Source organism: Plebeiibacterium marinum (assembly GCF_026013615.1).
GTDB lineage: Bacteria > Bacteroidota > Bacteroidia > Bacteroidales > Marinilabiliaceae > Saccharicrinis > Saccharicrinis marinus_A.
The window spans coordinates 1-26,215 of record NZ_JAPDPI010000002.1 but is presented as its reverse complement, the minus strand read 5'-3'; the positions used below and the strand labels follow the sequence as shown (position 1 = coordinate 26,215).

Here is a 26,215-nt window from a genome sequence, read left to right as displayed (position 1 = left end):
GATTTTATACTTCCAACTTCAAACTTAAAAGGGATATGAGAGTAATAATTAGTGGCGGAGGAACCGGGGGACATATTTTTCCGGCAGTTTCTATTGCCAATGCGCTTATACAAAGAGATAAAAATATAGACATTCTTTTCGTTGGAGCCGAAGGTAAGATGGAAATGGAAAAAGTGCCGGCAGCCGGATATAAAATAGTGGGTCTTCCTGTGGCTGGGTTTCAGCGTAGGTTGACGTTTAAGAATATTACTTTCTTTTTTAAGCTGGCATCAAGTATGTTAAAGGCCAGAAAGGTGGTGAAAGATTTTAATCCTGATGTAGTTGTTGGGGTTGGAGGGTATGCCAGTGGTCCTGTTTTAAGAGTAGCATCCAATAGAAATATCCCCTGTGTTATCCAGGAGCAGAATTCGTATCCGGGTGTTACCAATAAAATATTATCCAAAAAAGTAAGCAGGATTTGTGTGGCTTATCCCGATATGGAAAGGTTTTTTCCAAAGGATAAAATAATTCTGACAGGAAACCCTGTCAGACAGAATTTATTAAAGAAGATTGAAAAGAGGGATGCTGCAAAGTATTTTGATTTAGATCCGGATAAGAGAGTTGTTTTTGTTACAGGAGGTAGTTTGGGGGCTAGATCTGTAAATGAAGGTGTTCTTGCCGGTTATCAAAAACTATTGGATCAGAATATTCAGTTGATATGGCAGACAGGCAAGTTTTATTATGAAGATATAAAAAAGGCAGTCCCGGAAAATAAAAATGTAAAAATTATGGCATTCGTCGATAAGATGGAAGCTGCCTTTGCATTGGCTGATGTAGTTGTTTCCAGGGCAGGGGCATCATCTATCTCAGAAATGGCATTGTTGCAAAAAGCAGTGGTTTTTGTTCCTTCGCCAAATGTTTCTGAAGATCATCAAACTAAAAATGCGATAGCTTTGGTTAAAGAAAGTGCCGCAATCTTGGTTAAAGATAGTGAGGTGCGGGAAAGGTTAATTGGCGAGGTTTTGGAGTTGGTACAGGATGATGACAGGATGAGCACTTGTCAAATGAATATAGTTAAGTTTGCCAAGCCTGATGCTGCAAATGAAATTGTTGATGAAATATTGAAGTTAGTATAAATGGATTTACAGAAGATTCGGAATGTTTATTTTGTAGGGATTGGGGGAATTGGAATGAGTGCCCTGGCCCGCTATTTTAAAGCTAATGGCTTTTGTGTGGCAGGATATGATCGTACGCCTACCATTCTTACTGGCGAATTGGAAAAAGAGGGGATTGAAATACATTTTGAAGATAATATAGCCAGTGTAAGCGAAGAATATAAGAATGTCGAAAAAACACTTGTTGTATATACTCCGGCTATTCCGAGGGATCATGGTGAGTTGTGTTTTTTTATTAATAATGGATTTGAGGTAAAGAAGCGTTCTCAGGTGTTGGGAATGTTAACCCGGGAGCATAAAGGTGTATGTGTAGCCGGAACGCATGGAAAAACAACCATATCAACTATGGTCTCGCATTTGTTGAAACAGTCCAGTGTTGATTGTAGTGCGTTTTTGGGAGGGGTTTCTCAAAATTATAAAACCAACTTATTGACTTCTGCAAAATCAGATTATGTTGTTTTAGAAGCTGATGAGTTCGATCGGTCGTTTCTGCAGTTAACGCCTTTTTTGGCGTTGGTGTCATCTGCAGATGCTGACCATTTAGATATTTATGGAACAGATGCCTCAGTTAAGGAGTCGTTTAAGGAATTTGCTTCCTTGGTTCAGGCAGGAGGAATTTTGTTGACAAAAAAAGAAATTGATCTTGAGTTTCCAAAAAGAGAGGGCGTTTCTGTTTTTACTTATTCTTTAAGTGATGCGTCAGCTGATTTTTATGCCGACAATATAAGGCTTGAAGGAGGTTTATATGTTTTTGATTTATATGCTCCTGAAGAAAAGTGTTGTGGTTTAAAGTTGGGTATTCCTGCTTTAGTAAATGTTGAAAATGCTGTAGGAGCCTGTGCCGCAGCGTTGTTGTGTGGAGCAACATCTGAGGAGTTGCGAACTGCATTGCCGCAGTTTAAGGGTATCAGGAGGCGGTTTGATTACAGGATTAAAACAGAAGGTTTTGTGTTGATAGACGATTATGCCCATCATCCGGAAGAAATAAAAGCAACTGTAAATTCAGTAAGGGCATTGTATCCTGAAAAAAAAATCACCGGGGTTTTTCAACCTCATTTGTTTTCAAGAACAAATGACTTCCATAAAGAATTTGCCCAGAGCTTAAGCCTGCTCAATGAGTTGGTGATGTTGGATATTTATCCGGCAAGGGAGTTGCCTATGGAAGGGGTGAATTCTGATATGATTTTGGGATTGGTTGATCTGCCTGTGAAAAAACTGTCGTCGAAAGAAGGATTGTTTGAGAATTTGGAGCAATTGAAGCCTGAGGTTTTATTGATGATGGGGGCAGGAGATATTGATAAGGAAATTGACAAAATCACACAGAGTTATAAAGAAAAGTTCAATTTGTAGAGTGAGTTTTACAAATATTGGAATTGATTTTTGCCAAAACGTTAATAAATTTTTGGTAAATGTTTATAAATAAGGGATGAGTGATTATCTGGTGTGTGTTATTAAGTTTATATTTAAAAGGGTTTATACAGGCCTTGTAAAATGAATTTTAAGAAAATACGAAATATTAGTCTTTGGATGCTTTTGATTGCATTTTTTCCTGTTGTTTTTGCATTTGTTTCAAAAGGGAAAAGTGAAGTTGTCTGCTCGCATGTTCTTGTAGAAGTTAAAGATAGTGTTAATGCACAGTTCGTGACTTCGACGCAGATACGCAGTGTTTTATTAAATAAATATCCTCGCTTGTTGGGAGGTGAAGTTGAAAATATAAACTGTGAAGAAATTGAGACGTTTCTGAAAAAGCATGATGCCATCAATGAGTGTGAGGCTTATTGTACTGTTGGTGGAAATCTGAACGTTTTTATTGGACAAAGAAAACCTTTGTTAAGAGTGTTTTCTGGCTACGACTCATACTATATTGATGAGGAAGGTGAAAAAATGCCATTATCAAATCAGTTTGCTGCCCATACTCTTGTGTTAAGTGGTCATGTTAATACACTGGATAGTTTAAATGAAATTATTGAATTTGCCCGTTTCATTGAAGGTGATCCTTTTTGGAATTCGCAGATTGAACAAATATATGTTGAAAATAATGGGGAGTTTTCTTTGGCTCCCAGAGTGGGCGACCAGATTGTTTATCTGGGTTCGCTTGAAAATTATGCCGTAAAAATGAGGAATCTCTATGCGTTTTATACACATGGGCTTCACCCTCGTGAATGGAATAATTACAGAGAAATTAATTTGAAGTATAAGGATCAGATAATTTGTACAAAAAAGTAATAAGATGAGCAACCAATCCAATTTAATTGCTGCTATCGATATTGGAACCACCAAAATTGTAGCTGTTGTTGGACAAAAGGATGACAGTGGAAGATTGAATGTTGTTGGAATAGAAAAAGTTCCTTCAACAGGTGTAAAACGTGGTGTAGTATTAAATATCGAAGAAACCGTTAATGCGATTAAAGATGTCGTTTTTAATCTTGAGTCAAAATACGGTATAAAGCTATATGATGTATATGTAGGTATAGCAGGTCAACATATAAAGAGCCTGCAGAACCGTGGCTATCGCTATATAGAAACTAATCTTGAAATTACACAGTTTGATGTAGATCACCTTTTTAAAGACAATTACAAAATTCCTTTGGAGGCAGGTGAAAATATCTTGCATGTCTTTCCTCAGGATTATGTTGTGGATAACGAAGCAGGTGTTAAAAATCCTATTGGGATGTCAGGTAGAAGGTTAGAAGGCAATTATCATATTGTTTTAGGAAGGATTGCGTCTGTAAATAACATAGAAAAATGCATTAATCGGGTTGGTTTAAAGCTTAATCAGCTGATTCTTGAACCAATGGCCTCGGCACGTGCGGTTTTAACCGAAGAAGAGAAGGAAGCCGGTGTTGTGCTGGTGGATATTGGTGGCGGAACAACAGATGTGGCTGTGTTTTATGATGGAGTTATTCAGCATACTGCTGTAATACCATTAGGTGGAAATGTGGTTACTTCAGATGTTAAAGAAGGTTGTTCTGTATTATATAAACAGGCCGAGTCTTTGAAAAAGCAGTTTGGTTCTGCATTGGGGGATCTTGAAAGGGAAGATATGGTGGTTACAATCCCTGGAATAGAAGGTTGGGAGTCAAAGGAGATTTCTTTTAAGTCATTGGCATACATTATTCAGGCCAGGATGGAAGAAATTGTGGATTATGTGATATATCAAATTGAAGCGTCAAAGCTATATGATAAACTTGGTGCCGGTATCGTTGTTACCGGTGGTGGAGCCTTGTTAAAGCATCTTCCTCAATTAGTTAAATATAGAACAGGTCTTGAAGTTCGTTTAGGTTTACCAAATAAATATATCAACTCTAATAGTGTTGAGGAAGCTGATAAATCAATGTATGCAACCAGTATAGGTTTGCTGCTTACCGCGATGGAGAGTCCTGTTAAGCAAGTGGTTGAGCAAGAACTTTTCCCTGATGAGTTTGAGGAGGATTTTGAAAGACCAAAGAAATCCCCTTCTGTGAAAAAGGAGAAGAAGAGAAAGGAAAGAACAGAAATGACAGGTGATCTGTTTGGAAACCTTAAGAAAACTTTTGCAGGAATTTTTGATGAGAAAGATGTTGAAATGTAAAGGTTTTGGCATTGTTTTTTTTAACAGAGAAAAGTAATTCAATATGAACGAGGATTTGATGAGTTTTGAGTTGCCTCAAAACAACGACTGCATCATAAAAGTAATTGGAGTTGGCGGAGGTGGTAGTAATGCGGTAAATCACATGTTCAGTCAGGGTATCAAGGATGTTAATTTCCTGGTGTGCAATACTGATGCCCAGGCATTGGAAAATAGTCCGGTTCCTGTAAAGATTCAATTGGGAGAATCACTGACAGAGGGGAGGGGAGCTGGTAATAAGCCCGAAAAGGGAAAGCAGTCAGCTATAGAGAATCTTACAGATATTGAGAATGTTCTGAAGGATAATACCCGGATGGTTTTTATTACTGCAGGTATGGGAGGAGGAACCGGAACCGGTGCAGCGCCTATAATTGCAAAAGCTGCACGTGATTTGGGAATCCTAACAGTAGGTATTGTTACCATTCCGTTTAAGTTTGAGGGAAAATTAAGGATAAATCAGGCCCTTGACGGGATTGCCGAAATGGAGAAAAATGTTGATTCCCTTTTGGTGATCAATAATGAAAAGTTACGGGAAATGTATGGAGACCTTAAGTTGTCAAATGCCTTCTCCAAAGCGGATGATGTATTGTCTACTGCGGCTAAAGGGATTGCTGAGATAATTACGGTGCATGGATATATAAACGTTGATTTTGCCGATGTTGAAACTGTGATGAAGGATAGTGGTGTGGCTATTATGGGTAGTTCTTCTGCTTCAGGAGAAAATCGGGCGCTTATGGCTATACAGCAAGCTTTAGAATCACCATTGTTGAATAGTAACGATATCCGGGGAGCAAAAAATATTCTTCTGAATATCACATCCGGAGTTGATGAGATTACTATGGATGAGGTGGGTGAAGTGACTGACTTTGTTCAGGATACAGTTGGTGCCAGCGCATCGATTATTTGGGGTACGGGTTCTGATGAACACTTAAAAGATATGGTTAATGTAACCATTATTGCCACGGGTTTTAATACGCGTAATATTGCCGAGTTTTCGGCAAGGAATGAGCCCAAAGTCCAAAAGTTTTCATTGGATGGGGAATCAGAAATTACAAGTGATTTCGTTAGTACAGTTGATGAGGAGCCTTTGGAGCTGGATTTGGGCATAGGCGATGAAGCAATGGATGAGGGGCAAAGCCGGGTGATTGATTTTGATGAGATAGAAAAGGCCAAAGATGAGCGTATAAATATGTTCTATAAGTCAACACCACGCAAGAAGGAAGTTAAAGAACCAGAGTCATATACAGGAGACCAATACCAGCGTAGTCAAATTGCTACAGGTATAGGAGAACGGTTTAGTATCACTCCGGAAGATATGGAGGATGATAGGTATATTGAGCGCCTGGAGAATATACCTGCTTATAAAAGAAAAAGGGTTAAAATAAATCCTGTTCAGGAGGATGAAGGGGATTATAAAGTATCCAGGTTTACTATTTCAGAGGGTAAGGATGGGAGAACAAAAATTGTTCGTGATAATCCTTATTTGCATGATAACGTTGATTAAATTAATGTATTAATAGTATTGAATAATGAGTTTAATAGATCAGATTACGCAGGACATAAAGACAGCAATGAAAGCCAAAGATAGAGTTGCATTGGAGGCTTTGAGAGGTATTAAAAAAGAGCTTATTGAAGCTAATACAGCAAAAGGGGCAAGTGAGGAATTAGCTGAGGATGCCGGTTTGAAAATTCTACAAAAAATGGTAAAGCAACGTAAGGATGCTGCTGCTATTTTTGTTGAGCAAGGGCGGGAAGATCTTGCAGAAAAAGAAAATGCAGAAGCTGAAGTAATTGCTAAATATATGCCAGAACAGGTAACAGGAGCAGAATTGGAAAAGATGGTTGCTGCTATTGTTGAAAAATCAGGAGCCCAATCTATGAAGGAAATGGGTAAGGCAATGGGGATGGCATCGAAGGAATTGGGAGGTAAAGCAGATGGCAAAGAAATTGCAGATTTGGTAAAAAAGATATTAAGTGCCTAGCAACTAAAGGTATTTAGAGTTAGCAACAAGGGGGAGTCGTATTGGCTTCCCTTTTTTTGTATATAAACTTGAGGATTTCCATACGAAGAGGTGACTTCGGTTAACGGAATAAAAAAAAGCAGCCCGAAACCCGGACTGCTTTCATTATCTTTTGTATTCTCTTTTTAGAAATATTTTGCTCTTTCGTCAATAATTTCTGCTTCATCACGAATAGATCTGCTTAAAGAGTAATTGATTTTACTGCTTGTGGCTTGATCTAATGTTCTTTTAGCCATTTCAGTATTTGCTTCCTCAGCAACAGTCTCTGATGTAACTTTAACTACGTATACACCTCTGTTTCCTTTTACAGGAGCTGATATTTTGTTTATATCAGAAGAAGTTGCCAATCCAACAAGAGCTGGCTCAAAACCTGCGCCAGGAACTTGATAAGAAGCAAAATTGATGTTGTTTGCAGTTTGAACTGTGCTTTCCATCTTTTGAGCCACAGATGATAAACTCTGGCTAGAAGCTGTATTGGTAATAAACTTCTTCATGATGATCTCAGCCTTTTTGTCCTTGGCTAAAATTGCACGGATTCTAACGGCAACATCATTGATGTCTTGATAGCCTTTTTCTTTGGCATCGGTAATTACAGCAATTACAAATTGGTTTCCAAATTCGTATATTGTCGGTGACATGTCGTTAATTTCGCCTTCAAAAGCCCACTGAACAAGTCTGCGAGAACTTTCTAAACCTCTTACTTCCCTGTCGTTTGCTTTTAAAGTGGCATAACGTGGAGTTTTATTTTCTGTTTTAATTGCCTCTTTAAATTTGTCAGCGGAATTGTTGTTTGCGGCAAATCTGTTAGCTTCTGAATAAACCTGTTGGTATGTTTTTGAGCTGTATTTTATTTCTCTTGCAAGTGTAGCTACGTTGTACTTTGTAACCTTTTCTCCAACGTTTTGAATGTTGATGATATGTACTCCAAACTGAGTTTCTACTTTAACAACATCTCCTTTTTTTGCATTGAAGCAGGCGTCGTTAAATGGTTTAACCATCATACCTTCCTTAAACCAGTTTAAATCACCTCCGTTAATGGCCGAACCATTATCTTTTGAGTGTTTGCGGGCAAGTTCAGCAAAGTCTTCTCCTTTTTTAATCAGGTTCATTAAACTATCCGCTATTGAATTTGCAGTAGCTGGGTTTTGTTCCTGAATTAATATGTGACGGGCACGAACAGAGTCAGGTAATTGCTTGATGCTAACAATGCGACTTAATTTGTATGCGTTGTCTTCAAGGTAAGGGCCAAAAACATCTCCTTCTTTTCCGTTTTCAACAAACTCTTTGATTGAAATTCTCAAGTCATCAGCTTTGATGTTTTTGTCTTCATATGGAAGGTCTGAATTCATGGTAACAAACTGGCCAGCGTCCAGTTCTGTGTTAGAGAACTCATCTTTTGTATCAGTGATCCATTTTTCAGCAAGTTGCTCGTCTTCTTTAGAAGGATTAACTGTGAAAGAAACATATTGTATGCTTCTTTCTGCATCTTGTTTGAAGTCTTCCATATGGTTGGTGAAGTAGTCTTTGATCTCACTGTTTGACACTTCAACTGTGCTATCTGGAATCGTAGTGTAGTTTACCGCAACAAAGTCAAAATCTACTGATCTCAAAGCCGCTTTTGCTTCACTGTTAACCATGTTTTGTGTAGTATATATGCCTTTAGAAAAAAGGTTGCTGTATTTTGAGTTAAGTTTTTCCTTAACTATAGCATTTTCAATATACTCCCAGTATATATTGGCGTTCCTGTCTCTTTTTCTGTTTCTAAGGAAATTGATTACAGCTGCCTGATTAAATACTCCGGTTTGAGGATCTGAGAACATTTGGCGAATCGCAGGGTGTGCATTCTTGCCGGTTGCCATTTCTAATATTTCTTCAGTACTTACGGCTATTCCTGCTTCTTCATACTTTTCACCCATCAATACATCCTGAATCATTTGTTCCCATACCTGATTCATTATTTGGTGTTGCGTATTTGCATCAAGGCTGCTTTGTCCAGTTTGAAGTTTTCTAAAATCTTCCGATTTGTTTATTTCATTCTGGTAAGCTGCGTACGAAATGGTGGTGCCGTTAATGTCTCCTACTTCAATGCTGCTTGCTTGATTCCCACCCCCATTGTTTTTTAAAAAGTCACCTATGATAAAGGCAAACAGGGCAAGGCCAATAACAACAGCTACTAGAATACCACCTTTGTTTCTAATTCTCTCTAATGTTGCCATTCTTTTATTTGTTTATTTTAATTCTTCAAAAAATAGGTTACGAATATACAAAAAAATGGGTAACACGGTAATTAGATAGCTTATGAATACCTAAAAACCCTAAAAAAATATTATAATGGCTTTGGAGTGATTACGTTAACCAATTCGATTCGGTTGTCGGATGCGAGTTGTATTTTGAATTTGAATTCTCCGATGATAACAATTTCATCATTTTTAGGTATGGATTCATTATGGTGGAGAATAAAACCAGCTAATGTTTCGTAGTTTTCAGACTGTTTAATGCCCAAATTGTATTTTTCATTGATGTAATCAATCTCTAACCTTCCGGAGAATTGGTATTCCTCATCTGATATTACTCTTTCAATCAAGTCAGATACGTCATGCTCATCGTCGATCTCACCAAAAATTTCCTCTAAAATATCCTCCATGGTTACAATGCCTGCTGTTCCACCAAATTCATCTACAACCAAAGCTATACTCCTGTGTTCTTTGGTGAAGACTTCAAGCAGTTTGTTTGCAGTCATGGTTTCTGGTACTATGGAGAGTGGGTTTATGGCGTTTTTTAGTTGTTTTGGCTTTTTAAATAGTTCAGAAACGTGAACGTAACCAATGATGTTGTCTATGGATTTTTTGTAAATAAGGATTTTGGAGTGCCCCGTTTCTATAAAGCGTTTTTTTAATATATCCAGCGATTCATGAACCTCAATAGCTGTGATTTCTGTTCTTGGTATAATACATTCCCTGATTTTAATTTTCGAAAAATCCAATGCGTTTTTGAGCATTTTAACCTCCTTGGCATTGTCATCGTCTATTTCAAGTTTTTCATGATGTTGTGTAATCAGGTTGTCCAGGTCAATCCTGCCTAATACCATTTCGTTATTGCTGTTTTGAGCTGGTGTTTTAAGGACTTTCGACATTAGAAACTCAGAAAACTGTACCGTCAGTCTTGAAATGGGGAAAAATATGGTGTAAAACAGGAGTAAGGGCAGAGCAGTAAGGTTTAATATTAGGATGGGATTAATCCGAAATAGTATTTTGGGAAGAAATTCTGCTGTTACTAAAATTAGTATGGTAGAGAGGGCTGTTTGTGTTAACAATATGGCCATGGGAGAAATTAAGTACTCTTCAAGTATGGGTTTGAGTAATTGTCCCATTTCTAAACCATAAACTACTAAAGCAATATTGTTGCCTACTAAAAGCGTAGAAATAAATAAGCCTCCATTGTTGATAAAAATGTCAAGTATTTTTCCGAGCCGAGGATATTTCTTTTTGTTTAACTCGATGAGTAACTTATTGGAGGATATAAAGGCCATTTCACATCCTGAGAAAAATGCTGAAAAGAGTAGCGCAGTTATAATTATGGTAATATTATCCATTGGGTGTTTATTGCAAAATAGAATGTTGAAAATAATAAATTTGCTTATAAATAAAAAGGTTATTGCATTTCCTCATCAACGCCTAATACTGCACTTACATTTTTAATCTCATAGTTGTTTAAGCTTTGATCAGCTTCTAATCCATAGCCGGTTATGATTTTGTCTTCAGTGGTGATTTTAATGAATTTATCCGTATAAATACGTTTTTCTTTTTCGTTCCAGAATAATTGTTCTGTGTTAAATATGACACCTTCTTCATTTATGGCTTCAACATTGTTTCTGAGATCCCATAGCTTTTCTTTGTCATGGTTTATAGCATACTGGCATTTGATCTCTGATTTTATAACATTAATTGAATCATATGTAATAATGTGTCCCCCTTTTGGGAATTCCTTGTATGGATCTTCTACTTTGTCGTATTGTAGAAGGTGCGGGGTAGTAATATGGTATTTTACTTTCCCGGAATCAGTAACGAATGTCTCGTAATCTTCCAATTCCAATGAAGGTATTTCTTGTATTTTCTCTATAGCTTTTATTTCTTCCGGTTTGTTTGAAGAACAGGCATAGGTGAAAATTAAAACTGCAAGCAGCAAAATGCCACTTGCAGTTTTAATTATATTTTTTTTGCTAGATAATTCAGATTTCATCTGTTATTGTTTAGCCCTGACTTTTGTTGTTACACCAATCCATCCACCTACGGTATATGAAGCACCAACCTGATGCCCCTGGAAGAAAATTTCTTCTGTTCCCGGGAAGTGTTTTGAATAGATTCCGATTAGTTCGTTTGCTTTAGCAGCAACTTCAGCATCCACGCTTTTTGCTTTGATAAACTGATCTACTGCGGCCCAATATGCTGTTTTGTGCTCAAATTCATCTTTTCCGAAGTTTTTAGCTGAAGTAGCATAAAGGTTTCCAACTAAAATATAAGGCTCTCCCCAGTTTGGTCTTAGTTTAATGGCTTCCTGGGCCAAAGTTCTTGCTTCAGATAGTTTTCCCTGGCTTTGTTTTACTAATCCAAGCTGGTAATTGTATTTTCCTTTTGGTTCCGGATCTTCTTCTAACGAAATTGCCTCAGTATAATATTGAGTGGCTTGATCCAGGTCGCCAGTTTTAAGGTTTCTTACAGCAATAAGGTATGCTGCAGAAGATGATGGTTCAATTTCATAAAGTCTTACAGCAACATCGTACGATAGCTGGGCATCTTCACAGTTTGCGCGCGCCAATAATTTGTTAACCAATTGAAGCCATTCCTTATTTGCTTTGTTTTCCTCTAGTTGAGGGCCAAATATTTTTTCAATTGTTTCGCAGTCGGCAGCACCACTGGTGGCAAATAGTTTTTCAACGTTGTCTTTTAAGCCTTGGTATTTTGCTTGTGCTTTCGGCTTGCTTGCAGTTAGTTCAATAACTTTGGCAAGGATGTCGTTTACTTTGATATAGCTGTTTACTACTTCTTCAGCACCAACCTGATCAGCTTTGTACATGGCAACTGTGTTGGTCATGTATGTAGCTAATACTGCACCTTCACTTTTGGTTTTTCGTCCTGCAATTGATTTGTTAAACCATTCCTGAGCCTGAGCTCTTGCTTCAGTATCGGTTTTTTTGTATTGAAGAAGCTTAACTGCTTTACGGCCTAAAATATAGTCTTCTCCATATTTCTTGTCGTCTCCAAAGTATTTTATTCTTTGGTCATAAACGCCCATCAGTTGCTGAAATAGTTCTTCTTTTTTTGCTTTGTCTTTTTCTACTTTAATGCGGAAGTCCATTATTTTTACACCGTCTGTGTAAATTTTAGTGCTTGCTAACGGGCACTCGTTGAAACAGATTTCCCATGAGGCAACTGCATCTGCGTAACTTTTTTGTTTTACGTATTCAACAAATAGAGACAAGTTTTTTAAACATCTTAAGCTGTCTTCTCCGTGCCCATATTTTGAGCCGTCCTCAACTCCTTTTTGAGCACTTGCTTGCACTGCAAAAAGAGTAATCATTCCCGTGATAAAAATCTTTGTAAAAATTCTTGGCATGGTGTTTATAAGTTTTAAATAATTGTTAATCAAATTAATTTTGTTTAGTGATGTGTAATATTCCCTTTTTATTATTTTATACTTCCAGAGTATTTAGCTGCTAGTACACCAAAAGTTATGCCATAAGTGAAAAAGATTCCTTTATAACTTTGGTATTTGTTTATGTGGTGGTAGGATTTTGTATTTGAACTTGTTGTTAGCGAACCGTTTGCTAAACTGTTTATTTTAAGCATTGTATTCTAGTATGGTGTTTAATCCTGTTAATACTAAATTTGGATTTACAAAGATGGGATTTTTTAAATTTTTGGCAAAAAAATATGCATCTCCTCCTGTTAAAATTGTTTTTGTATTGATATTTAGTGTGTTAAAGTGGTTTATGTACTGATCTATTTCAAAAATTACCCCATTTTGAACACCAGAGTGGATTGCATTTGCTGTATTTCTTCCTAAAAATGAAGTCTCAGTATTTAATTTTAATTGAGGTAATTGTCCTGTATTTTGATGTAATGCGTTAAAGCGTGTTTGGATACCTGGAGAAATGTTTCCTCCTAAAAAGGTGTTGTGCTCATCAAGGTAATCAATTGTTATTGCTGTGCCGGCATCAATAACTAATTTTGGAAACCCCGGGTTCGACAAAGATGCGCCAACTAGGGCTGCAATTCTATCTTTACCTAATGTTTTTGGGGTTTCATAGTTGTTTTTAATTGGAACGGGCGTGTTGTTGTTCAGAAATAATATTGGTGTGCTGGCCTTGATGGCTAGTAGTTGATGTATTTCGGCGGCCGAAGGATATGCGCTTTTTACTGAAGAAATAATGACTTTGCTAATCTTGTCAGGATTTTCAATGCACTGAGTTATATTTTCGTCAAAAAATTGGTATGAATTAAAATAAATCAGCTTACCCTTGTCAAAAACTCCAATTTTTATAAATGTATTTCCCTGATCAATAACTAAATTCACTTTTATATAGTTTTTATCGCAAAGATATAATATCCTGAGTTCGATTAAAATTATAGAGTTAATATTTAGTCTAATTGATGGCTATTTAGTGCAGAGACTATTTAATTGTATAAAGGCACGCGGATTATTATGAGAAAAGTATTTATTGTTGAGGATGATAAGTTTATTACTGCCATTTTTACCATGTTTCTTCGGGATTTGGGGCACGATTTGGTTGGGAAAACGGCAAGTGGGAGCAAGGCGATTGAAATGTGCAGGGAGTTGCAGCCCGATGTGGTTTTGATGGATATTCATCTGGATGGGGATTTGGATGGTATACAGACTGCAGAGATGCTTAACAGAGAGCTTCATATTCCTGTTATTTATGTTTCAAGTGATACCTCATCGCAGGTAATTGAAAGGGCTATTGTATCTAATTCGTATGGTTACCTGGTAAAACCTATTAATAAAAAGGAGCTGGGCATTAGTATTGATCTGGCTTTTTATAAGCATAAGGTTGATATGGAGCAAAAAGAAAGGGAACAGAGTTATCGTGAGTTTATTTCTGCTTCCCCTTTGCCTATAATAGTCTTGAATAATGGAAAACTTGCATATTTGAATTGTTTGGGTCTGGATATTTTTAAAACTCATTATATAGAAGATGTAATCGGGTCTGATATTAAAGAGTTTATTCATGAAGATTGTTTTGACCAATATGATAATATTATGGCCATGCCTTTGGATGCCGGTAAGAGGATTGATCCCTGTTTGTTAAAAATGAAAGATGTGCATGGAGATCTTTATTGGGCAGAAGTTACCGGATCTATTGTGAAGTTTAATAACAAGAAGTCGATACAGCTTATTATTAAAGATGTTAGTGACCAGATGTATTATGAGGGGAAAGTTATTGCGTATGAAAAGATGATGGATGATGCAAAGAAGTTTTGTATGATATTAAATGGGAAGGGGGAAATTATTAAGTCGAATGATTATACAAAGGGCATGTTAGCAGAATGTAATATTATTGGAAAGGAGGTAACTGACTTTATTAGGACAGTAGGTAGTGATACAATATGTATAAGTGAATTCAGTTCAAAAAATACAGATAAGATTCGAGTGATGGTGCAGGGACAGGATGAAAAAGAGATTTGCCTGAGAGCCTTTGTTACTATTGCTGTAGATGGAAGTGTTTCAGAGATACTGCTCATAGAGTGTATCTCTGACTGACCTCATGTTCTGCATTATTGAGCTTCTTTTTCAGAAGTGTCAAAAACAAATCTGTACATTTTATCAAACAAATCCTTTATAAACGAAATTCCGTCGGCTTTGTTAAAAACCAGGCTTAGCTTTCCTGCCTTTTCTTTCATTTTTGCCTCCTTGGCGTTGTGTTGTAAGTAGGCTAATATTTTTGTAAAAACAGGTGATTGGTAATAAGGGGACTCCTGATTACTTACAAAGTAAATGATCAGCTTGTTGTTCTTATATACAATTTTTTCAACCCCCAAGTCAATGGCCAACCATCTTATTTGAACTACTTTAATAAGCTCTTGGGTGGTTTCCGGAATGTTTCCGAACCTGTCGTTTAGCTCGTTTTCAAATGCTGTTAGCTCCATTTGATCTTTTAGTCCATCCAGTTTGCGGTATAATTGCATCCTTTCAGCTACGTTTTCAACATATTCTTCCGGCAATAAAAGTCGGGCATCTGTTTCTATGGTGCAGTCGGAAACAAATTTGATGTTCTTGTCGGCTGCCTGGTTTATTTCTTCCTGGTATAGTTCTTTAAATTCAGTTTCTTTTAATTCCAGAATCGCTTCGTTAAGGATGCGGTGATAGGTTTCAAAACCTATGTCGGCGATAAACCCACTTTGTTCGCCACCCAATAGATTACCCGCTCCGCGTATATCCAAGTCCTGCATCGCTATGTTAAAGCCACTTCCCAAATCTGAAAACTCCTCAATGATTTTAAGTCTTCTTCTGGCTTCCTGTGTTACCGAAGTTAATGGGGGTGCCATTAAATAGCAGAATGCCTTTTTGTTTGAGCGACCAACTCTTCCTCGCAACTGGTGTAGCTCGCTAAGTCCAAAATGGTTAGCGTTGTTAATAATTATGGTATTGGCATTGGGAATATCTAATCCTGATTCGATAATGGTGGTGGCAATTAATACATCGTAATCGCCATTGATAAAGCCCAGCATAATCTTTTCAAGCTGTGGCCCGTCCATTTGTCCGTGAGCAACAATGGTCTTTACCTGGGGGAGGATGCGGTTGACCATCGCTTCTATTTCAAATATATTTTGTACCCGGTTGTGTATAAAAAATACCTGGCCGTTTCTGTCTATTTCGTATGAGATGGCTTCCTTTATTATCTCATCATTTATGGTGTGGAGCTCTGTTAATATTGGGTGGCGGTTTGGCGGTGGTGTGTTTAATATGGATAGATCCCTGGCGCCCATTAACGAGAACTGCAATGTACGGGGGATGGGAGTGGCTGTTAAGGTCAGCGTGTCTACATTTACCTTTAGTTTTTTAAGTTTTTCTTTTATACTCACCCCAAAACGTTGCTCTTCATCAATAATAAGCAGTCCCATGTCTTTAAATTCAACGTCTTTCCCAATTAACCTGTGGGTTCCAATAATAACATTGATTTCACCTGTTTTTAGTTTTGTCAGGGCGTTTTTAATTTCTTTGGGCTTTCTCAGGCGACTGATGTAATCTATTTCGCAAGGAAAATCTTTTAAACGCTCCCTGAAGGTATTGTAGTGTTGCATGGCCAGGATGGTTGTTGGTACAAGTATGGCGACTTGCTTGTTGTCGGTAACAGCTTTAAAGGCTGCCCTGATGGCAATCTCTGTTTTCCCAAAACCAACGTCGCCGCAAACCAACATGTCCATAGGGGTAGGTTTTTCCATGGCCTCTTTTACCATGCGTGTCGATTTTTCCTGATCGGGTGTGTCTTCATATATAAACGATGCCTCTAATTCCGTTTGTAAGTAACTGTCGGGCGAATAGGAAAAGCCGGGCTCTTGCTTACGTTGGGCATATAGGGATATTAGCTCGCGGGCAATATCCTTGACTTTTTTCTTTGTTTTGTCCTTAATCTTTTGCCATGCCGCAGTGCCCAGTTTGTTTATTTTTGGGGGTTCGCCTTCTTTGCTTTTGTATTTACTTATGCGGTGGAGCGAATGGATGCTAACCAAAAGAACGTCATTATCGCGGAAAACCAATCGGATGGCTTCTTGCTTTTTACCGTTCACCTCACTGGTTACCAATCCTCCAAAACGACCAATCCCATGGTCTACATGAACCACATAATCACCCGGGTTTAGCCTGCTTAGTTCTTTTAAGGAGATGGCTTGTTTGGCAATGCGGGCTTTGTCGGTACGCAGGCTGAACTTATGGTAGCGTTCAAATATTTGATGGTCGGTGTAGTAACACACCTTTATGTTGTGATCAATAAAGCCCTCGTGCAGGGTTTTGTCCTGGGCTGTGTATTTTACAGTACTTTCTTTGTCCTCAAAAATAGCTTTTAAACGTTCGTGTTGCTTGGGGTTGTCGGCCAAAATAACACAGTTGTACCCTTGTTCATCTTTGCTCACCAGGTCTTCTTCCAGCAAATCGAAGTTTTTATTGAAGACTGGTTGTGGAGTGGTTTTAAATTTTACTTCAAATGCATCCGTGTAAACACTGCGTTTGCCCATTTCGATTGTAGTATGCCCGTTAATTTGTGTTTGTAAGATTACAGCATCAACAAATATTTCGGGTGAGGGGATAGTTGGATCTTCAGATCGTTGACTTTGGCGATGGATTACTTTTGAGTAAGCTTCTTTTATTTTTGAGAGGATAAAATCAATATCATAGGCCCATATTTTTGTTTCGGGCTTGATAAATTCCAATAGCGAAACATGGTTTTCCTGGTTGGAGTTTAATTTTGGTATAATGGCGATTTCATCAAGTTTGGCAATTGACAACTGGTTTTCCAGATCAAAAGTTCTGATGGAATCGACTTCATCACCCCAAAAATCCACACGGTATGGTTCTTCGTTGGCAAAGGAATAGATATCGATAATGCTTCCGCGAACAGAAAACTGCCCCGGTTCGTAAACGAAATCTACCCGTTGAAATTTATATTCGTTTAAAACCTCTGTTACAAAAGCAATGTCTAGTTGCTCGCCGGTTTTAATGTTCAGCGTTGAGTCGTGCAATAGTTCGTTGGAGGGTACTTTTTCAAACAGAGCAAGGGGATAGGTGACTACAATACCCGGTTTTTTTGTATTGGCCAGATAGTTTAATGCCTCTGTGCGCAAAATAATGTTTGATGGTTCAAGGTTGCCATACTCTGGCGACCGTTTATATGTTGAAGGTAAAAAGTACACCTGATCTTCACCTATCAGCTGTGCCAGGTCATTGTAATAGTAGGCAGCCTCTTCTTTGTCGGACATAATGGCCAGGTGTGCACCATTAGGATAGCATGAAGCCAATACCACACTTTTAAAAGATCCGGTGGTTCCTGACGCAAAGATGTTTTTGTGTTGGTTTATAGCCTCGTTGAGCTGGTTGATAAGAGGATTGTTTTGATACTGATTAATGATGTTTGAAGGACTCACGTTGCAATAATTTTTTGATGCAAATGTAATGATTCTGTCGAATTAAGCCGGATTGTTTGTGAAACTCCTGGTAAAGGAGTGTATTGGAGTTGGTTTCTTCTGCAATGTTGTTGACGGATGTAGTTAGTCTGTGTTTTGGTTTTGCTGGCTTTTAAAAGTATTTTCATTTGCAGGCAGGATAAAATAGAATTTGCTGCCAATACCTTGCTTGCTGTCAATTTTAAGGTCTGTTCCATGAACATTTAAAAACTCTTTGCATATCATCAGTCCTATTCCCGATCCTTCCTCTCTTTCTGTGCCAGGGGTAGAATACTGTTCTTCTGCTTTTAAAAGCTTTTTTCGTACTTGGGGAGACATGCCAATTCCGTTGTCAATTATTGCAAATTCAATGGTGAAATTGCTTTCTTTTTGGGCCCTTATGGTGATTTCACCTCCATAGTTAGAGAATTTAATAGAGTTGAGAATCAGGTTTCTGATTATAGTGGAAATCATATCTCTGTCACAATAAACAAATTCATAATCATCAACAATATATGTGAGAGATATATTTTTTGCTGATGCAATTTCCATATAAAGTTCTTTGTTCTCAAATATAATATCTTTGATTACATAGGTTTGTGGTTGAAAATAGTTGTTGCGCAATTGCGATCTTGACCAGATGAGTATATTGTTGAGTAGGTTATAAGTGCGTCTGATATGAAAATAAATCCGTTGGATTTCTTCTCTTTTAACAGTAAACTGTTCTTGCTTGTTTTGCAGCATGATGCTGAAATACCCAATTAATGTATTAAACGGACTTCTTAAGTCATGCGAAATAATACTTAAAAACTGGTCCTTTGTTGTATTCAGCCTTTCAAATTTGTCTTTTTGGAAATGAATGAGGTCCTTTTCCTGGCTGATTTTTTTTTGGGCATCATACAATTTTCTGGCAAACCGGTTGATAACAGTGTTGGCAAATATCCAAAAGGCTGAAGATGCAACAAGGAAAGTAGATGATTTGATAAATAATAACTTGTTTTCATAAATAAGGTCGTGCTTAAAAACGGAAACAAGGATAAAAACAATGGTCGACAATATAATATACCAGTTTGTTAAGTTTACCCTGCTCATGGATAATGATAAACTAGCAGTAGTAATCATTAAGCCCGAATAAAAGGTGTTGAAAGCATACTCTTCCGGTTTTATAAAAAAGTACATTAGAGATATGCTGAGGTTAATTATAAACAGGGCTGTAGCATTGATTATTCGTAGATATACCTGTATTTTTTCAGTGTAGGATAGAATAATTGGAATAGCCAATATCGGAATGCCAATAAAAATGCGGATGTAAAGCAGATTGTTGAATGATATAGGGTTGCTGTAGTAATCAAGCATTGAAAATGCGGGGAAAACTACCAAAAGAATCACAAATAAGCTTCTTATGTACTGCTTGTTTGAGTAAAAAAGCCATAAAACGTAATCCTTATCCTCCTTATATTTGTCTTCTTGCCATTCCATAAACCGTACAATTTTGTGATGTTATTACCACAGAATTATGTTTTGACTTTTGTGTTGTCTATAAACCCAATAGCTGGTGTTATGTTCAGTCAAGTACTCGGTTTAGAGTATGGGTATGAAGAAAAGAACGAAAAACTCCAGGCTTAAAAAGTGATTTTTACCATCAACCAACAGCCTGAGTTTCATAAAAAACGCACGAAAGTAACAATTTATGGCATTCTATCCAAAAACGCTTAAAAATTCTTCCACTTTATTTACCATATTTGATGAACCTGCATAAAATGGGGTTCTTTGGTGTAGCGAAGTCGGTTCAACCTCCATTATCCTTTGTGGCCCGCATGTTGCCTGTCCTTCGGCCTGCTCAATAATAAAAGCTATGGGATTGCATTCATATAGCAGGCGCAGTTTTCCTTTAGGGGCACTTTCTGTTTCCGGGTATATAAAGATTCCACCTTTTAACAGATTGCGGTGTACATCCGCTACCAACGATCCGATATATCTTGATGAATAAGGGCGGTTTGTTGATGCATCTTTTTCCTGGCAGTATTTAATATATTGCTTAACACCGGCAGGGAATTTCAGGTAATTTCCTTCGTTAATGGAATAAATATTTCCGTTTTCAGGCGTTTGGATCTGTCGGTGCGATAAACAAAATTCACCAATGGATGGATCCAGGGTAAATCCGTAATTGCCTTGTCCGGTAGTATATACCAACATGGTTGATGAGCCATAAAGGATATAACCTGCAGCAACTTGTTGGGTTCCCGGTTGTAAAAAATCATCCATGGTAGCTTGCTCGCCGATGGCAGATTTTCTTTTGTAAATAGAAAAGATAGTACCAATAGAAACATTCACATCTATATTTGAAGAGCCATCCAGTGGATCCATTAAAAAAACATATTTGCCATTTCGGGCCATGTCATCATCAAATAATATAAAGCTTTCATTTTCTTCTGAAGCAATAGCACATACCTCCCCGCATGAGTGTAGTGCATTAATAAAGTGGTCGTTGGCAAAAATGTCGAGTTTCTTTTGCTCTTCACCTTGCACATTTGTGTTGCCTGCATTTCCAAGTATATCAACCAGGCCGGCTTTGTTTACTTCGCGGTTTACAATTTTTGCTGCGGTTCCAACATGGTGTAACAGGTGCGACAGATCTCCTTCTGCATTTGGAAACTGGGCTTGTTGTTCAAGGATAAACTCATTTAGCGTAGTAACTTCAAACTGATTCATAAGATTATGTAAATTTTTATTAACGTTCTATCTGACAATAGTTCGTTAGTTTTTAGTCATTGGTCATTAGTTTATTTGTCAATAGCTTGGATTCCAATATCTTATATAAAATTCTTTATTGACATTAAAACTCTAAAGATTAAACACTTACAAAAACTTAACGAATTAATGATCTGAGCCTGATGAAAAAAAACTATCAGGCCCCGGATACTGCTAGTTATTACTATTGTTGCTAATAATGAATGATTAAAATCAACTAAAAGATATGACGTTTCACACAAAACACATAATGTATTTTGTTAATTTTGGATAAATGGATTTTAAAATTTGGCAGGTAAAACAAATCAGTAGTATTTCTTTTTCAACCAGGAGATTGGCTGTATTGATGTGTTTTAATAATGCATGAAAAATAAATAATTTCAGACAAATGGAACGACCATGTACATTTGATTATCTAAATTGGCACACAGGAGGGTGATTAAATTTATTTGGGAGTTCCATCTGTCCGTTGAAAATAAATTTAAACAGATGAATATTCAAGTATATAAATTTGGTGGGGCGTCAGTAAAAGATGCTTCCGGAGTTCGTAACGTTTGTAGTATCATTAAGCAAAATGTCAATCCAATGGTTGTGGTAATTTCGGCCATGGGCAAAACAACAAATGCTATGGAAGAGCTTGTTGAGGCATACATGTTGCAAGATACACTGCTTATGAAGAGCAAATTCGATTTTGTAATTAATTATCACCATAATATTATAGGGGATCTGTTTGGAGAAGGACACCTCTTTTACAAAACATTTGATGAGATTGCGGATGCTTTATGGGATCGCTTATGTGTTCCGCCATCCAGGGATTACGATTTTGAATATGATCAGCTCGTATCCTTTGGCGAAATTATGTCGACCAAGATAGTAAGTCGTTACGCGGATCAAATCGGATTTGAAAATACTTGGGTTGATGCCAGGGTTTTGGTCAAAACCGATGATGATTACAGGGATTCAAAAGTAAATTGGGGACTGACAACTCAGTTTATAAAAAAGGAATGCAGTTTTGAAAATGCCTCTGTTTATATAACCCAGGGATTTATTGGTTCTACCATAAATAATAAAACAACTACTTTAGGCAGGGAAGGGTCTGATTATTCCGGGTCTATATTTGCCCATGTGCTTAATGCCGAAAGTTTAACCATATGGAAAGACGTGCCCGGAGTTTTAAATGCTGATCCAAGATGGTATCCCCAAGCAAAAAAACTGGAAGATATTTCATATCCGGAAGCAATTGAATTAGCCTATTACGGAGCGCAGGTAATCCATCCCAAAACATTGAAGCCATTACAAAATAAAGAAATTCCACTTTATGTGAAGTCTTTTGTGGATACCAGCCTGGTTGGAACAAAAATTCAAACAGTGGAGCATTCGGGTAATAAAATGCCTGTGTTTATATTAAAGCAAAATCAATTGTTTATTACTATTTCACCAAAGGATTTTTCTTTTATTGTAGAAGATAACCTCAGTGATATCTTTTCAATATTTGGGAAAAATAAAATTAAGATTAACCTGATGCAGAATTCGGCACTGAATTTTTCTGTATGTATTGATACCAAAAGGAATCCCTATAAGTTGATAGAGGACTTAAAGAAAGACTTTATTGTAAAGTATAACGAAAATGTTGAGTTGGTAACGATCCGTAACTATACACAGGATGCTATGGATGAGATTATTGGCAAAAAGGAAATTGTTGATTCTCAACTCAGCCGCAATACAGCCCGGTTTGTGGTTAAAGAAAGCGAATGGAAATTCTCATAGTCTTGCGACTATGAGAGGAGTGCTAATATTATAGTAAAGATAATGCCGGCAATAGCAACAATAATTCCGTTCTTAAAGATTTTGGTTTGAGGTTTAAACATCCAGAATGAAGAGATTGCGAGAAATAACAAAGCGATTCCGAATATGGTTGTTAGCCACGACATCGCACCACCCGAAGCTGTCATGTGAAGCTTAACCAGTTTTGAAATAAATTCGGGATAACCAGATTGATCGTATGTTGCAATTCCGGTTTGTTTATTATACGATCCTTCTCTGAAATGTATGGTAGTAGAATCTTCTTTGTCAATTTTAAAATGTCTGATTCTAAGAGCTCGGGCTAGTTCATCTCCCGATAGGTTTTGATCTAACGTAGCTTCAATATGTTTTTTTACTTTAAAGATGTCTGTGTTTCGATAAGTTAAAACAATGCCACTTATGGCATACATAGACATAATTCCCACAAGGAAAAAACCGACATAGCGGTGTAAAATTCGAATAGTTTTCATTTTAATTGTTTTGTTTGTCGTTTTTTGACGATAAGGAAAACGATAGCCTTCGAAAAAAGTAAATTTATTATTTCAACCTGAAATTATTTTGGTTGTAAATAAACCAGTGCTTATATAAGCATCACTCATTTTTTAGATAAAAACCGGCTTTATATCCCCTGATGTTTTGAGAAGAGTCATATAGGGTGTAGGCCACAAGAATAGAATATACCTGTTTTTCAATATTTCCTGTATTCTGATCATATTTCCAACATTCTTCAAATTGCAGTTTTCCAATATCTGTTCTCGGGTATCCTTCTTCAAATTCCCTGATTTCATCAATAGTATATGGCTGGTTGGAGTAATAGTCATATGCTATTTTTTTTTCGGTATAAATGCTGCTGAAAATGTCGTCAACTAATTTTTTATGGTTGACGTGCTTAATTTTTTGATCCTGCCATTCATCTGTTGGGTCAGGATTTTGGATAAGGACATCATAAATAATTGTATCGGCCCACAATTCCAGATTTTTCTTAACAGGATTGTTTTCCTTGTCAGTGTTATTACTATTGTTGTCTTGGCACGAGACGGAAATAAGCAGAAACATTAGTATTGCAGGCAGAATTGATTTTATCACGATATTGGTATTACATTATTATATATTGTATGCACCACTAGGGATTTTTTTCGAATTGAGAGGTTGTTTCATGTAACCTCTTTTAACGGATCTGTTTTTTAAAAGTTAAGCGTTCTCCCATTTTGCTGTTATCAAAGATCCCGTTGTGGTATGCAAGGTGTCCGTTAACAAAAGTATGGCTCACGCTATGTTTAAAAGTTTCGCCTTCAAAAGGGCTCCACCCGCACTTTGAATAGATGTTTTCTGCTGCGACTTTCCAGTTTGCATTAGGATCAACAATTACCAGGTCTGCTTTGTATCCTTCCCTGATATAACCTCGTTCCTCAATTCTGAAGAGTTTTGCCGGAGCATGGCACATTTTTTCAACCACTTGTTCGTATGAGAAGATACCTTGATAAACCATTTCCAGCATGGCAACCAGTGAGTGTTGTACCAAAGGGCCTCCAGATGGTGCGCTGAAATATGTTCCTTGTTTTTCTTCCCTGGTATGAGGGGCGTGGTCCGTGGCAACAACTGCAAGGGTGTCGTTTTTTAACGCATTTCGTAAGGCTTCTCTGTCGTTTGCTGTTTTAATAGCCGGATTCCATTTGATGTTGGCGCCATATTTTTTATAGTCCTCATTGCTAAACCAAAGATGATGAACACAAACCTCACCTGTTATTTTTCGATCTTCAATGGGCATGTCTTTGTCTAATAAATCCATTTCTTTGGCTGTGGTCAAATGCAAAATATGCAATCTGGCACCATGTTTTCTGGCTAATTCAGCAGCTTTTGACGATGATTTGTAACAAGCTTCTTCAGAACGAATCAAATGGTGCATCTCGAAAGGAACATCTTCGCCGTATTTTTCTCTAAAGGCTTTTAAATTTGCATTTATTGTTTCTTCATCTTCACAATGGGTTGCAATTAATGTAGGTACTTTTGAGAAAATGGCGGCGAGGGTTTCTTCGTTGTCAACCAACATATTCCCGGTAGAGCTGCCCATAAAAACTTTGGTGCCACATACTTTTTGGGGATCTGTTTTTAATAGTTCTTCCAGGTTGTTGTTAGTGGCTCCTATATAAAATGAGTAATTAGCAATCGATTTTTCAGAAGCTATCTTATACTTGTCTTCCAAAATTTCATGTGTGGTGGCCTGTGGTTTGGTGTTGGGCATTTCCATGTAAGAAGTAACACCTCCGGCTACAGCCGCTTTGGCCTCGGTCATTATTTCAGCCTTATGGGTTAAACCTGGCTCTCTAAAATGTACCTGGTCGTCAATCACGCCGGGCAACAACATTTTTCCTTCTCCGTCAATCACAAGGTCCGCATTCTCTAACTCATCATTGCTTTTGTAAATAGTTGCAATTTTATCATCCTCAATCAAAACGCTACTAACAAATGCTTTTCCGTCATTTATTATTGTTATGTTCTTTATTAATGTAGTTGCCATTTTGGGTATATTAATGTATTATTCTTTTAGTAATCAAATTTCAGTTAAGCAGGTATGAATGTCAAATTTATCTTTCATATTTTTTAAACCAACTGGCTATTTTCATTTTGATAACACCCCATACCGCTTCGTTAAAAATACCACCGCTCATTTTCGAAGTTCCTTTTTGTCTGTCTGTAAAAACAATTGGTACCTCAATAATGTTGAATCCATATTTCCAGGTGGTAAATTTCATTTCAATTTGAAAGCCGTAGCCCTTTAGTTTAATATTATCTAATGGGATAGTTTCTAATGTGGTTTTTTTGTAACATTTAAAACCGGCAGTAGTATCCATGATCTTCATTCCGGTTATCATTCTTACATAAACCGAAGCAAAATACGACATTAGAACCCTTCCCATTGGCCAGTTTACAACATTTACGCCAGATTTATATCTGGATCCGATGGCAAGGTCAGCTCCGTTTTTACATGCCGCATAAAGTTCCAGTAGCTTCTCAGGAGGGTGCGAGAAGTCTGCATCCATTTCAAATATATAGTCATATCCCTTTTCTACCGCCCATTTGAAACCTGTAATATATGCCGTTCCTAAACCCAGTTTGCCTTTGCGTTCAATCATATGAAGTGTTTCAGGATGTTTTTCCTGTAATTTCCTTACAATGTCGGCAGTTCCATCAGGAGAATTGTCTTCAATAATTAATATTTCAAATTTTTTGGGTAACTCAAAAACTACATTAATAATGGCTTCAATATTCTCTTTTTCGTTATATGTAGGAATTACAACTAATCTATTGCTCACAATACCATGTTTTTATTATAAATAATGCACGAATATAATAACAACTGTAAAACAAATGGTTTTTTGTAGTTAAAAATCTATCATTTCTTAGCCTGAAACAAAAACAAGAAGAGGATCTTTGTAATGGCAATAACCAATGACCAATCACCAATTATCAATGATCAATCACCAATGAGCAATGAGCAGTAACCAATGTCCATTGACTAATGACTAATTGCTAATAGCTATTGCCCGGTAAAAAAAATCCTCATCACAACCCCTTGACAAGATGCCAGTTATCTTATATCTTTGAATTCCGTGTGAAAAAACTTTGCAAAAAAGTTTGGCGGGTAAAAATAAAACCTCTTTCTTTGCACCCGCTTTAGAGAAAAACGGTTCTTTAAAAGATAGC

20 protein-coding genes are annotated in these 26,215 nt (G+C 37.2%); 8 read left to right on the top strand and 12 right to left on the bottom strand.

What is annotated here, in order from left to right:
• Positions 1 to 35: 35 nt before the first annotated feature.
• The 6 genes from murG (at position 36) to OM074_RS01300 (ending at position 6,743) form a co-directional block, all read left to right on the top strand.
• Positions 36 to 1,115, top strand: coding sequence for an undecaprenyldiphospho-muramoylpentapeptide beta-N-acetylglucosaminyltransferase (gene murG, locus OM074_RS01325; RefSeq protein ID WP_301197467.1), 1,080 nt, complete (start codon positions 36 to 38; stop codon positions 1,113 to 1,115).
• Entirely contained in the window at positions 1,116 to 2,504 is a 1,389-nt protein-coding gene (murC, locus tag OM074_RS01320) for a UDP-N-acetylmuramate--L-alanine ligase (protein ID WP_301197466.1), read from the top strand.
• A gap of 141 nt (positions 2,505 to 2,645) precedes the next feature.
• Positions 2,646 to 3,380: a cell division protein FtsQ/DivIB gene (locus tag OM074_RS01315; protein ID WP_301197465.1), complete on the top strand. Its 735-nt coding sequence runs from the start codon at positions 2,646 to 2,648 to the stop codon at positions 3,378 to 3,380.
• Positions 3,381 to 3,384: 4 nt separating this feature from the next.
• Positions 3,385 to 4,725: a cell division protein FtsA gene (gene ftsA, locus OM074_RS01310; protein WP_301197464.1), complete on the top strand. Its 1,341-nt coding sequence runs from the start codon at positions 3,385 to 3,387 to the stop codon at positions 4,723 to 4,725.
• Positions 4,726 to 4,768: 43 nt separating this feature from the next.
• Complete coding sequence (gene ftsZ / locus OM074_RS01305) at positions 4,769 to 6,265, top strand: cell division protein FtsZ (protein ID WP_301197463.1); 1,497 nt, start codon at positions 4,769 to 4,771, stop codon at positions 6,263 to 6,265.
• A 25-nt stretch (positions 6,266 to 6,290) separates the two neighbouring features.
• Entirely contained in the window at positions 6,291 to 6,743 is a 453-nt protein-coding gene (locus OM074_RS01300; RefSeq protein WP_301197462.1) for a GatB/YqeY domain-containing protein, read from the top strand.
• 164 nt (positions 6,744 to 6,907) lie between these two features.
• On the opposite strand, the gene OM074_RS01295 is transcribed toward OM074_RS01300, so the two are convergent.
• The 5 genes from OM074_RS01295 to OM074_RS01275 form a co-directional block, all read right to left on the bottom strand.
• Positions 6,908 to 8,998 (bottom strand): peptidylprolyl isomerase, encoded by a 2,091-nt coding sequence (locus tag OM074_RS01295; RefSeq protein WP_301197461.1) that lies wholly within the window; start codon positions 8,996 to 8,998, stop codon positions 6,908 to 6,910.
• A gap of 110 nt (positions 8,999 to 9,108) precedes the next feature.
• On the bottom strand, positions 9,109 to 10,374 hold the full coding sequence (locus tag OM074_RS01290) for a hemolysin family protein (protein WP_301197460.1): 1,266 nt from the start codon (positions 10,372 to 10,374) through the stop codon (positions 9,109 to 9,111).
• A 59-nt stretch (positions 10,375 to 10,433) separates the two neighbouring features.
• On the bottom strand, positions 10,434 to 11,021 hold the full coding sequence (lptC, locus tag OM074_RS01285) for an LPS export ABC transporter periplasmic protein LptC (RefSeq protein ID WP_301197459.1): 588 nt from the start codon (positions 11,019 to 11,021) through the stop codon (positions 10,434 to 10,436).
• A 3-nt stretch (positions 11,022 to 11,024) separates the two neighbouring features.
• Entirely contained in the window at positions 11,025 to 12,395 is a 1,371-nt protein-coding gene (locus tag OM074_RS01280; RefSeq protein WP_301197458.1) for a tetratricopeptide repeat protein, read from the bottom strand.
• 225 nt (positions 12,396 to 12,620) lie between these two features.
• Positions 12,621 to 13,355, bottom strand: coding sequence for a type III pantothenate kinase (locus OM074_RS01275; protein ID WP_301197457.1), 735 nt, complete (start codon positions 13,353 to 13,355; stop codon positions 12,621 to 12,623).
• 129 nt (positions 13,356 to 13,484) lie between these two features.
• On the opposite strand from OM074_RS01275, the gene OM074_RS01270 reads away from it, so the two are divergent.
• Complete coding sequence (locus OM074_RS01270) at positions 13,485 to 14,561, top strand: response regulator (protein ID WP_301197456.1); 1,077 nt, start codon at positions 13,485 to 13,487, stop codon at positions 14,559 to 14,561.
• A gap of 14 nt (positions 14,562 to 14,575) precedes the next feature.
• On the opposite strand, the gene mfd is transcribed toward OM074_RS01270, so the two are convergent.
• The 3 genes from mfd to fbp form a co-directional block, all read right to left on the bottom strand.
• Positions 14,576 to 17,938, bottom strand: coding sequence for a transcription-repair coupling factor (gene mfd, locus OM074_RS01265; protein ID WP_301197455.1), 3,363 nt, complete (start codon positions 17,936 to 17,938; stop codon positions 14,576 to 14,578).
• Positions 17,939 to 18,061: 123 nt separating this feature from the next.
• Positions 18,062 to 19,435, bottom strand: coding sequence for a sensor histidine kinase (locus OM074_RS01260; RefSeq protein WP_301197454.1), 1,374 nt, complete (start codon positions 19,433 to 19,435; stop codon positions 18,062 to 18,064).
• Between the two features lie 219 nt (positions 19,436 to 19,654).
• The gene (fbp, locus tag OM074_RS01255; protein WP_301197453.1) at positions 19,655 to 20,668 is read right to left on the bottom strand and encodes a class 1 fructose-bisphosphatase; all 1,014 of its coding nucleotides are present in this window, start codon (positions 20,666 to 20,668) and stop codon (positions 19,655 to 19,657) included.
• Positions 20,669 to 21,196: 528 nt separating this feature from the next.
• Here fbp and OM074_RS01250 point away from each other — a divergent pair.
• Positions 21,197 to 22,474, top strand: coding sequence for an aspartate kinase (locus OM074_RS01250; protein ID WP_301197452.1), 1,278 nt, complete (start codon positions 21,197 to 21,199; stop codon positions 22,472 to 22,474).
• An 8-nt stretch (positions 22,475 to 22,482) separates the two neighbouring features.
• Here the strand turns inward: OM074_RS01250 and OM074_RS01245 are convergent, their stop codons facing one another.
• The 4 genes from OM074_RS01245 to OM074_RS01230 all read right to left on the bottom strand — a co-directional run bounded on the left by OM074_RS01245 (position 22,483) and on the right by OM074_RS01230 (position 25,824).
• Positions 22,483 to 22,980 (bottom strand): PepSY domain-containing protein, encoded by a 498-nt coding sequence (locus tag OM074_RS01245; RefSeq protein WP_301197451.1) that lies wholly within the window; start codon positions 22,978 to 22,980, stop codon positions 22,483 to 22,485.
• Positions 22,981 to 23,101: 121 nt separating this feature from the next.
• The gene (locus tag OM074_RS01240) at positions 23,102 to 23,596 is read right to left on the bottom strand and encodes a hypothetical protein (RefSeq protein WP_301197450.1); all 495 of its coding nucleotides are present in this window, start codon (positions 23,594 to 23,596) and stop codon (positions 23,102 to 23,104) included.
• An 82-nt stretch (positions 23,597 to 23,678) separates the two neighbouring features.
• Positions 23,679 to 25,028 (bottom strand): dihydroorotase, encoded by a 1,350-nt coding sequence (locus tag OM074_RS01235; protein WP_301197449.1) that lies wholly within the window; start codon positions 25,026 to 25,028, stop codon positions 23,679 to 23,681.
• A 67-nt stretch (positions 25,029 to 25,095) separates the two neighbouring features.
• On the bottom strand, positions 25,096 to 25,824 hold the full coding sequence (locus OM074_RS01230; RefSeq protein ID WP_301197448.1) for a polyprenol monophosphomannose synthase: 729 nt from the start codon (positions 25,822 to 25,824) through the stop codon (positions 25,096 to 25,098).
• Positions 25,825 to 26,215 lie beyond the last annotated feature (391 nt).

Excerpts from the sequence above, each read along its gene's own strand:
- murG (WP_301197467.1), top strand. The coding sequence starts at position 36 with ATGAGAGTAATAATTAGTGGCGGAGGAACCGGGGGACATATTTTTCCG.
- murC (WP_301197466.1), top strand. The coding sequence starts at position 1,116 with ATGGATTTACAGAAGATTCGGAATGTTTATTTTGTAGGGATTGGGGGA.
- OM074_RS01315 (WP_301197465.1), top strand. The coding sequence starts at position 2,646 with ATGAATTTTAAGAAAATACGAAATATTAGTCTTTGGATGCTTTTGATT.
- ftsA (WP_301197464.1), top strand. The coding sequence starts at position 3,385 with ATGAGCAACCAATCCAATTTAATTGCTGCTATCGATATTGGAACCACC.
- ftsZ (WP_301197463.1), top strand. The coding sequence starts at position 4,769 with ATGAACGAGGATTTGATGAGTTTTGAGTTGCCTCAAAACAACGACTGC.
- OM074_RS01300 (WP_301197462.1), top strand. The coding sequence starts at position 6,291 with ATGAGTTTAATAGATCAGATTACGCAGGACATAAAGACAGCAATGAAA.
- OM074_RS01295 (WP_301197461.1), bottom strand. The coding sequence starts at position 8,998 with ATGGCAACATTAGAGAGAATTAGAAACAAAGGTGGTATTCTAGTAGCT.
- OM074_RS01290 (WP_301197460.1), bottom strand. The coding sequence starts at position 10,374 with ATGGATAATATTACCATAATTATAACTGCGCTACTCTTTTCAGCATTT.
- lptC (WP_301197459.1), bottom strand. The coding sequence starts at position 11,021 with ATGAAATCTGAATTATCTAGCAAAAAAAATATAATTAAAACTGCAAGT.
- OM074_RS01280 (WP_301197458.1), bottom strand. The coding sequence starts at position 12,395 with ATGCCAAGAATTTTTACAAAGATTTTTATCACGGGAATGATTACTCTT.
- OM074_RS01270 (WP_301197456.1), top strand. The coding sequence starts at position 13,485 with ATGAGAAAAGTATTTATTGTTGAGGATGATAAGTTTATTACTGCCATT.
- OM074_RS01260 (WP_301197454.1), bottom strand. The coding sequence starts at position 19,435 with ATGGAATGGCAAGAAGACAAATATAAGGAGGATAAGGATTACGTTTTA.
- fbp (WP_301197453.1), bottom strand. The coding sequence starts at position 20,668 with ATGAATCAGTTTGAAGTTACTACGCTAAATGAGTTTATCCTTGAACAA.
- OM074_RS01250 (WP_301197452.1), top strand. The coding sequence starts at position 21,197 with ATGAATATTCAAGTATATAAATTTGGTGGGGCGTCAGTAAAAGATGCT.
- OM074_RS01245 (WP_301197451.1), bottom strand. The coding sequence starts at position 22,980 with ATGAAAACTATTCGAATTTTACACCGCTATGTCGGTTTTTTCCTTGTG.
- OM074_RS01235 (WP_301197449.1), bottom strand. The coding sequence starts at position 25,028 with ATGGCAACTACATTAATAAAGAACATAACAATAATAAATGACGGAAAA.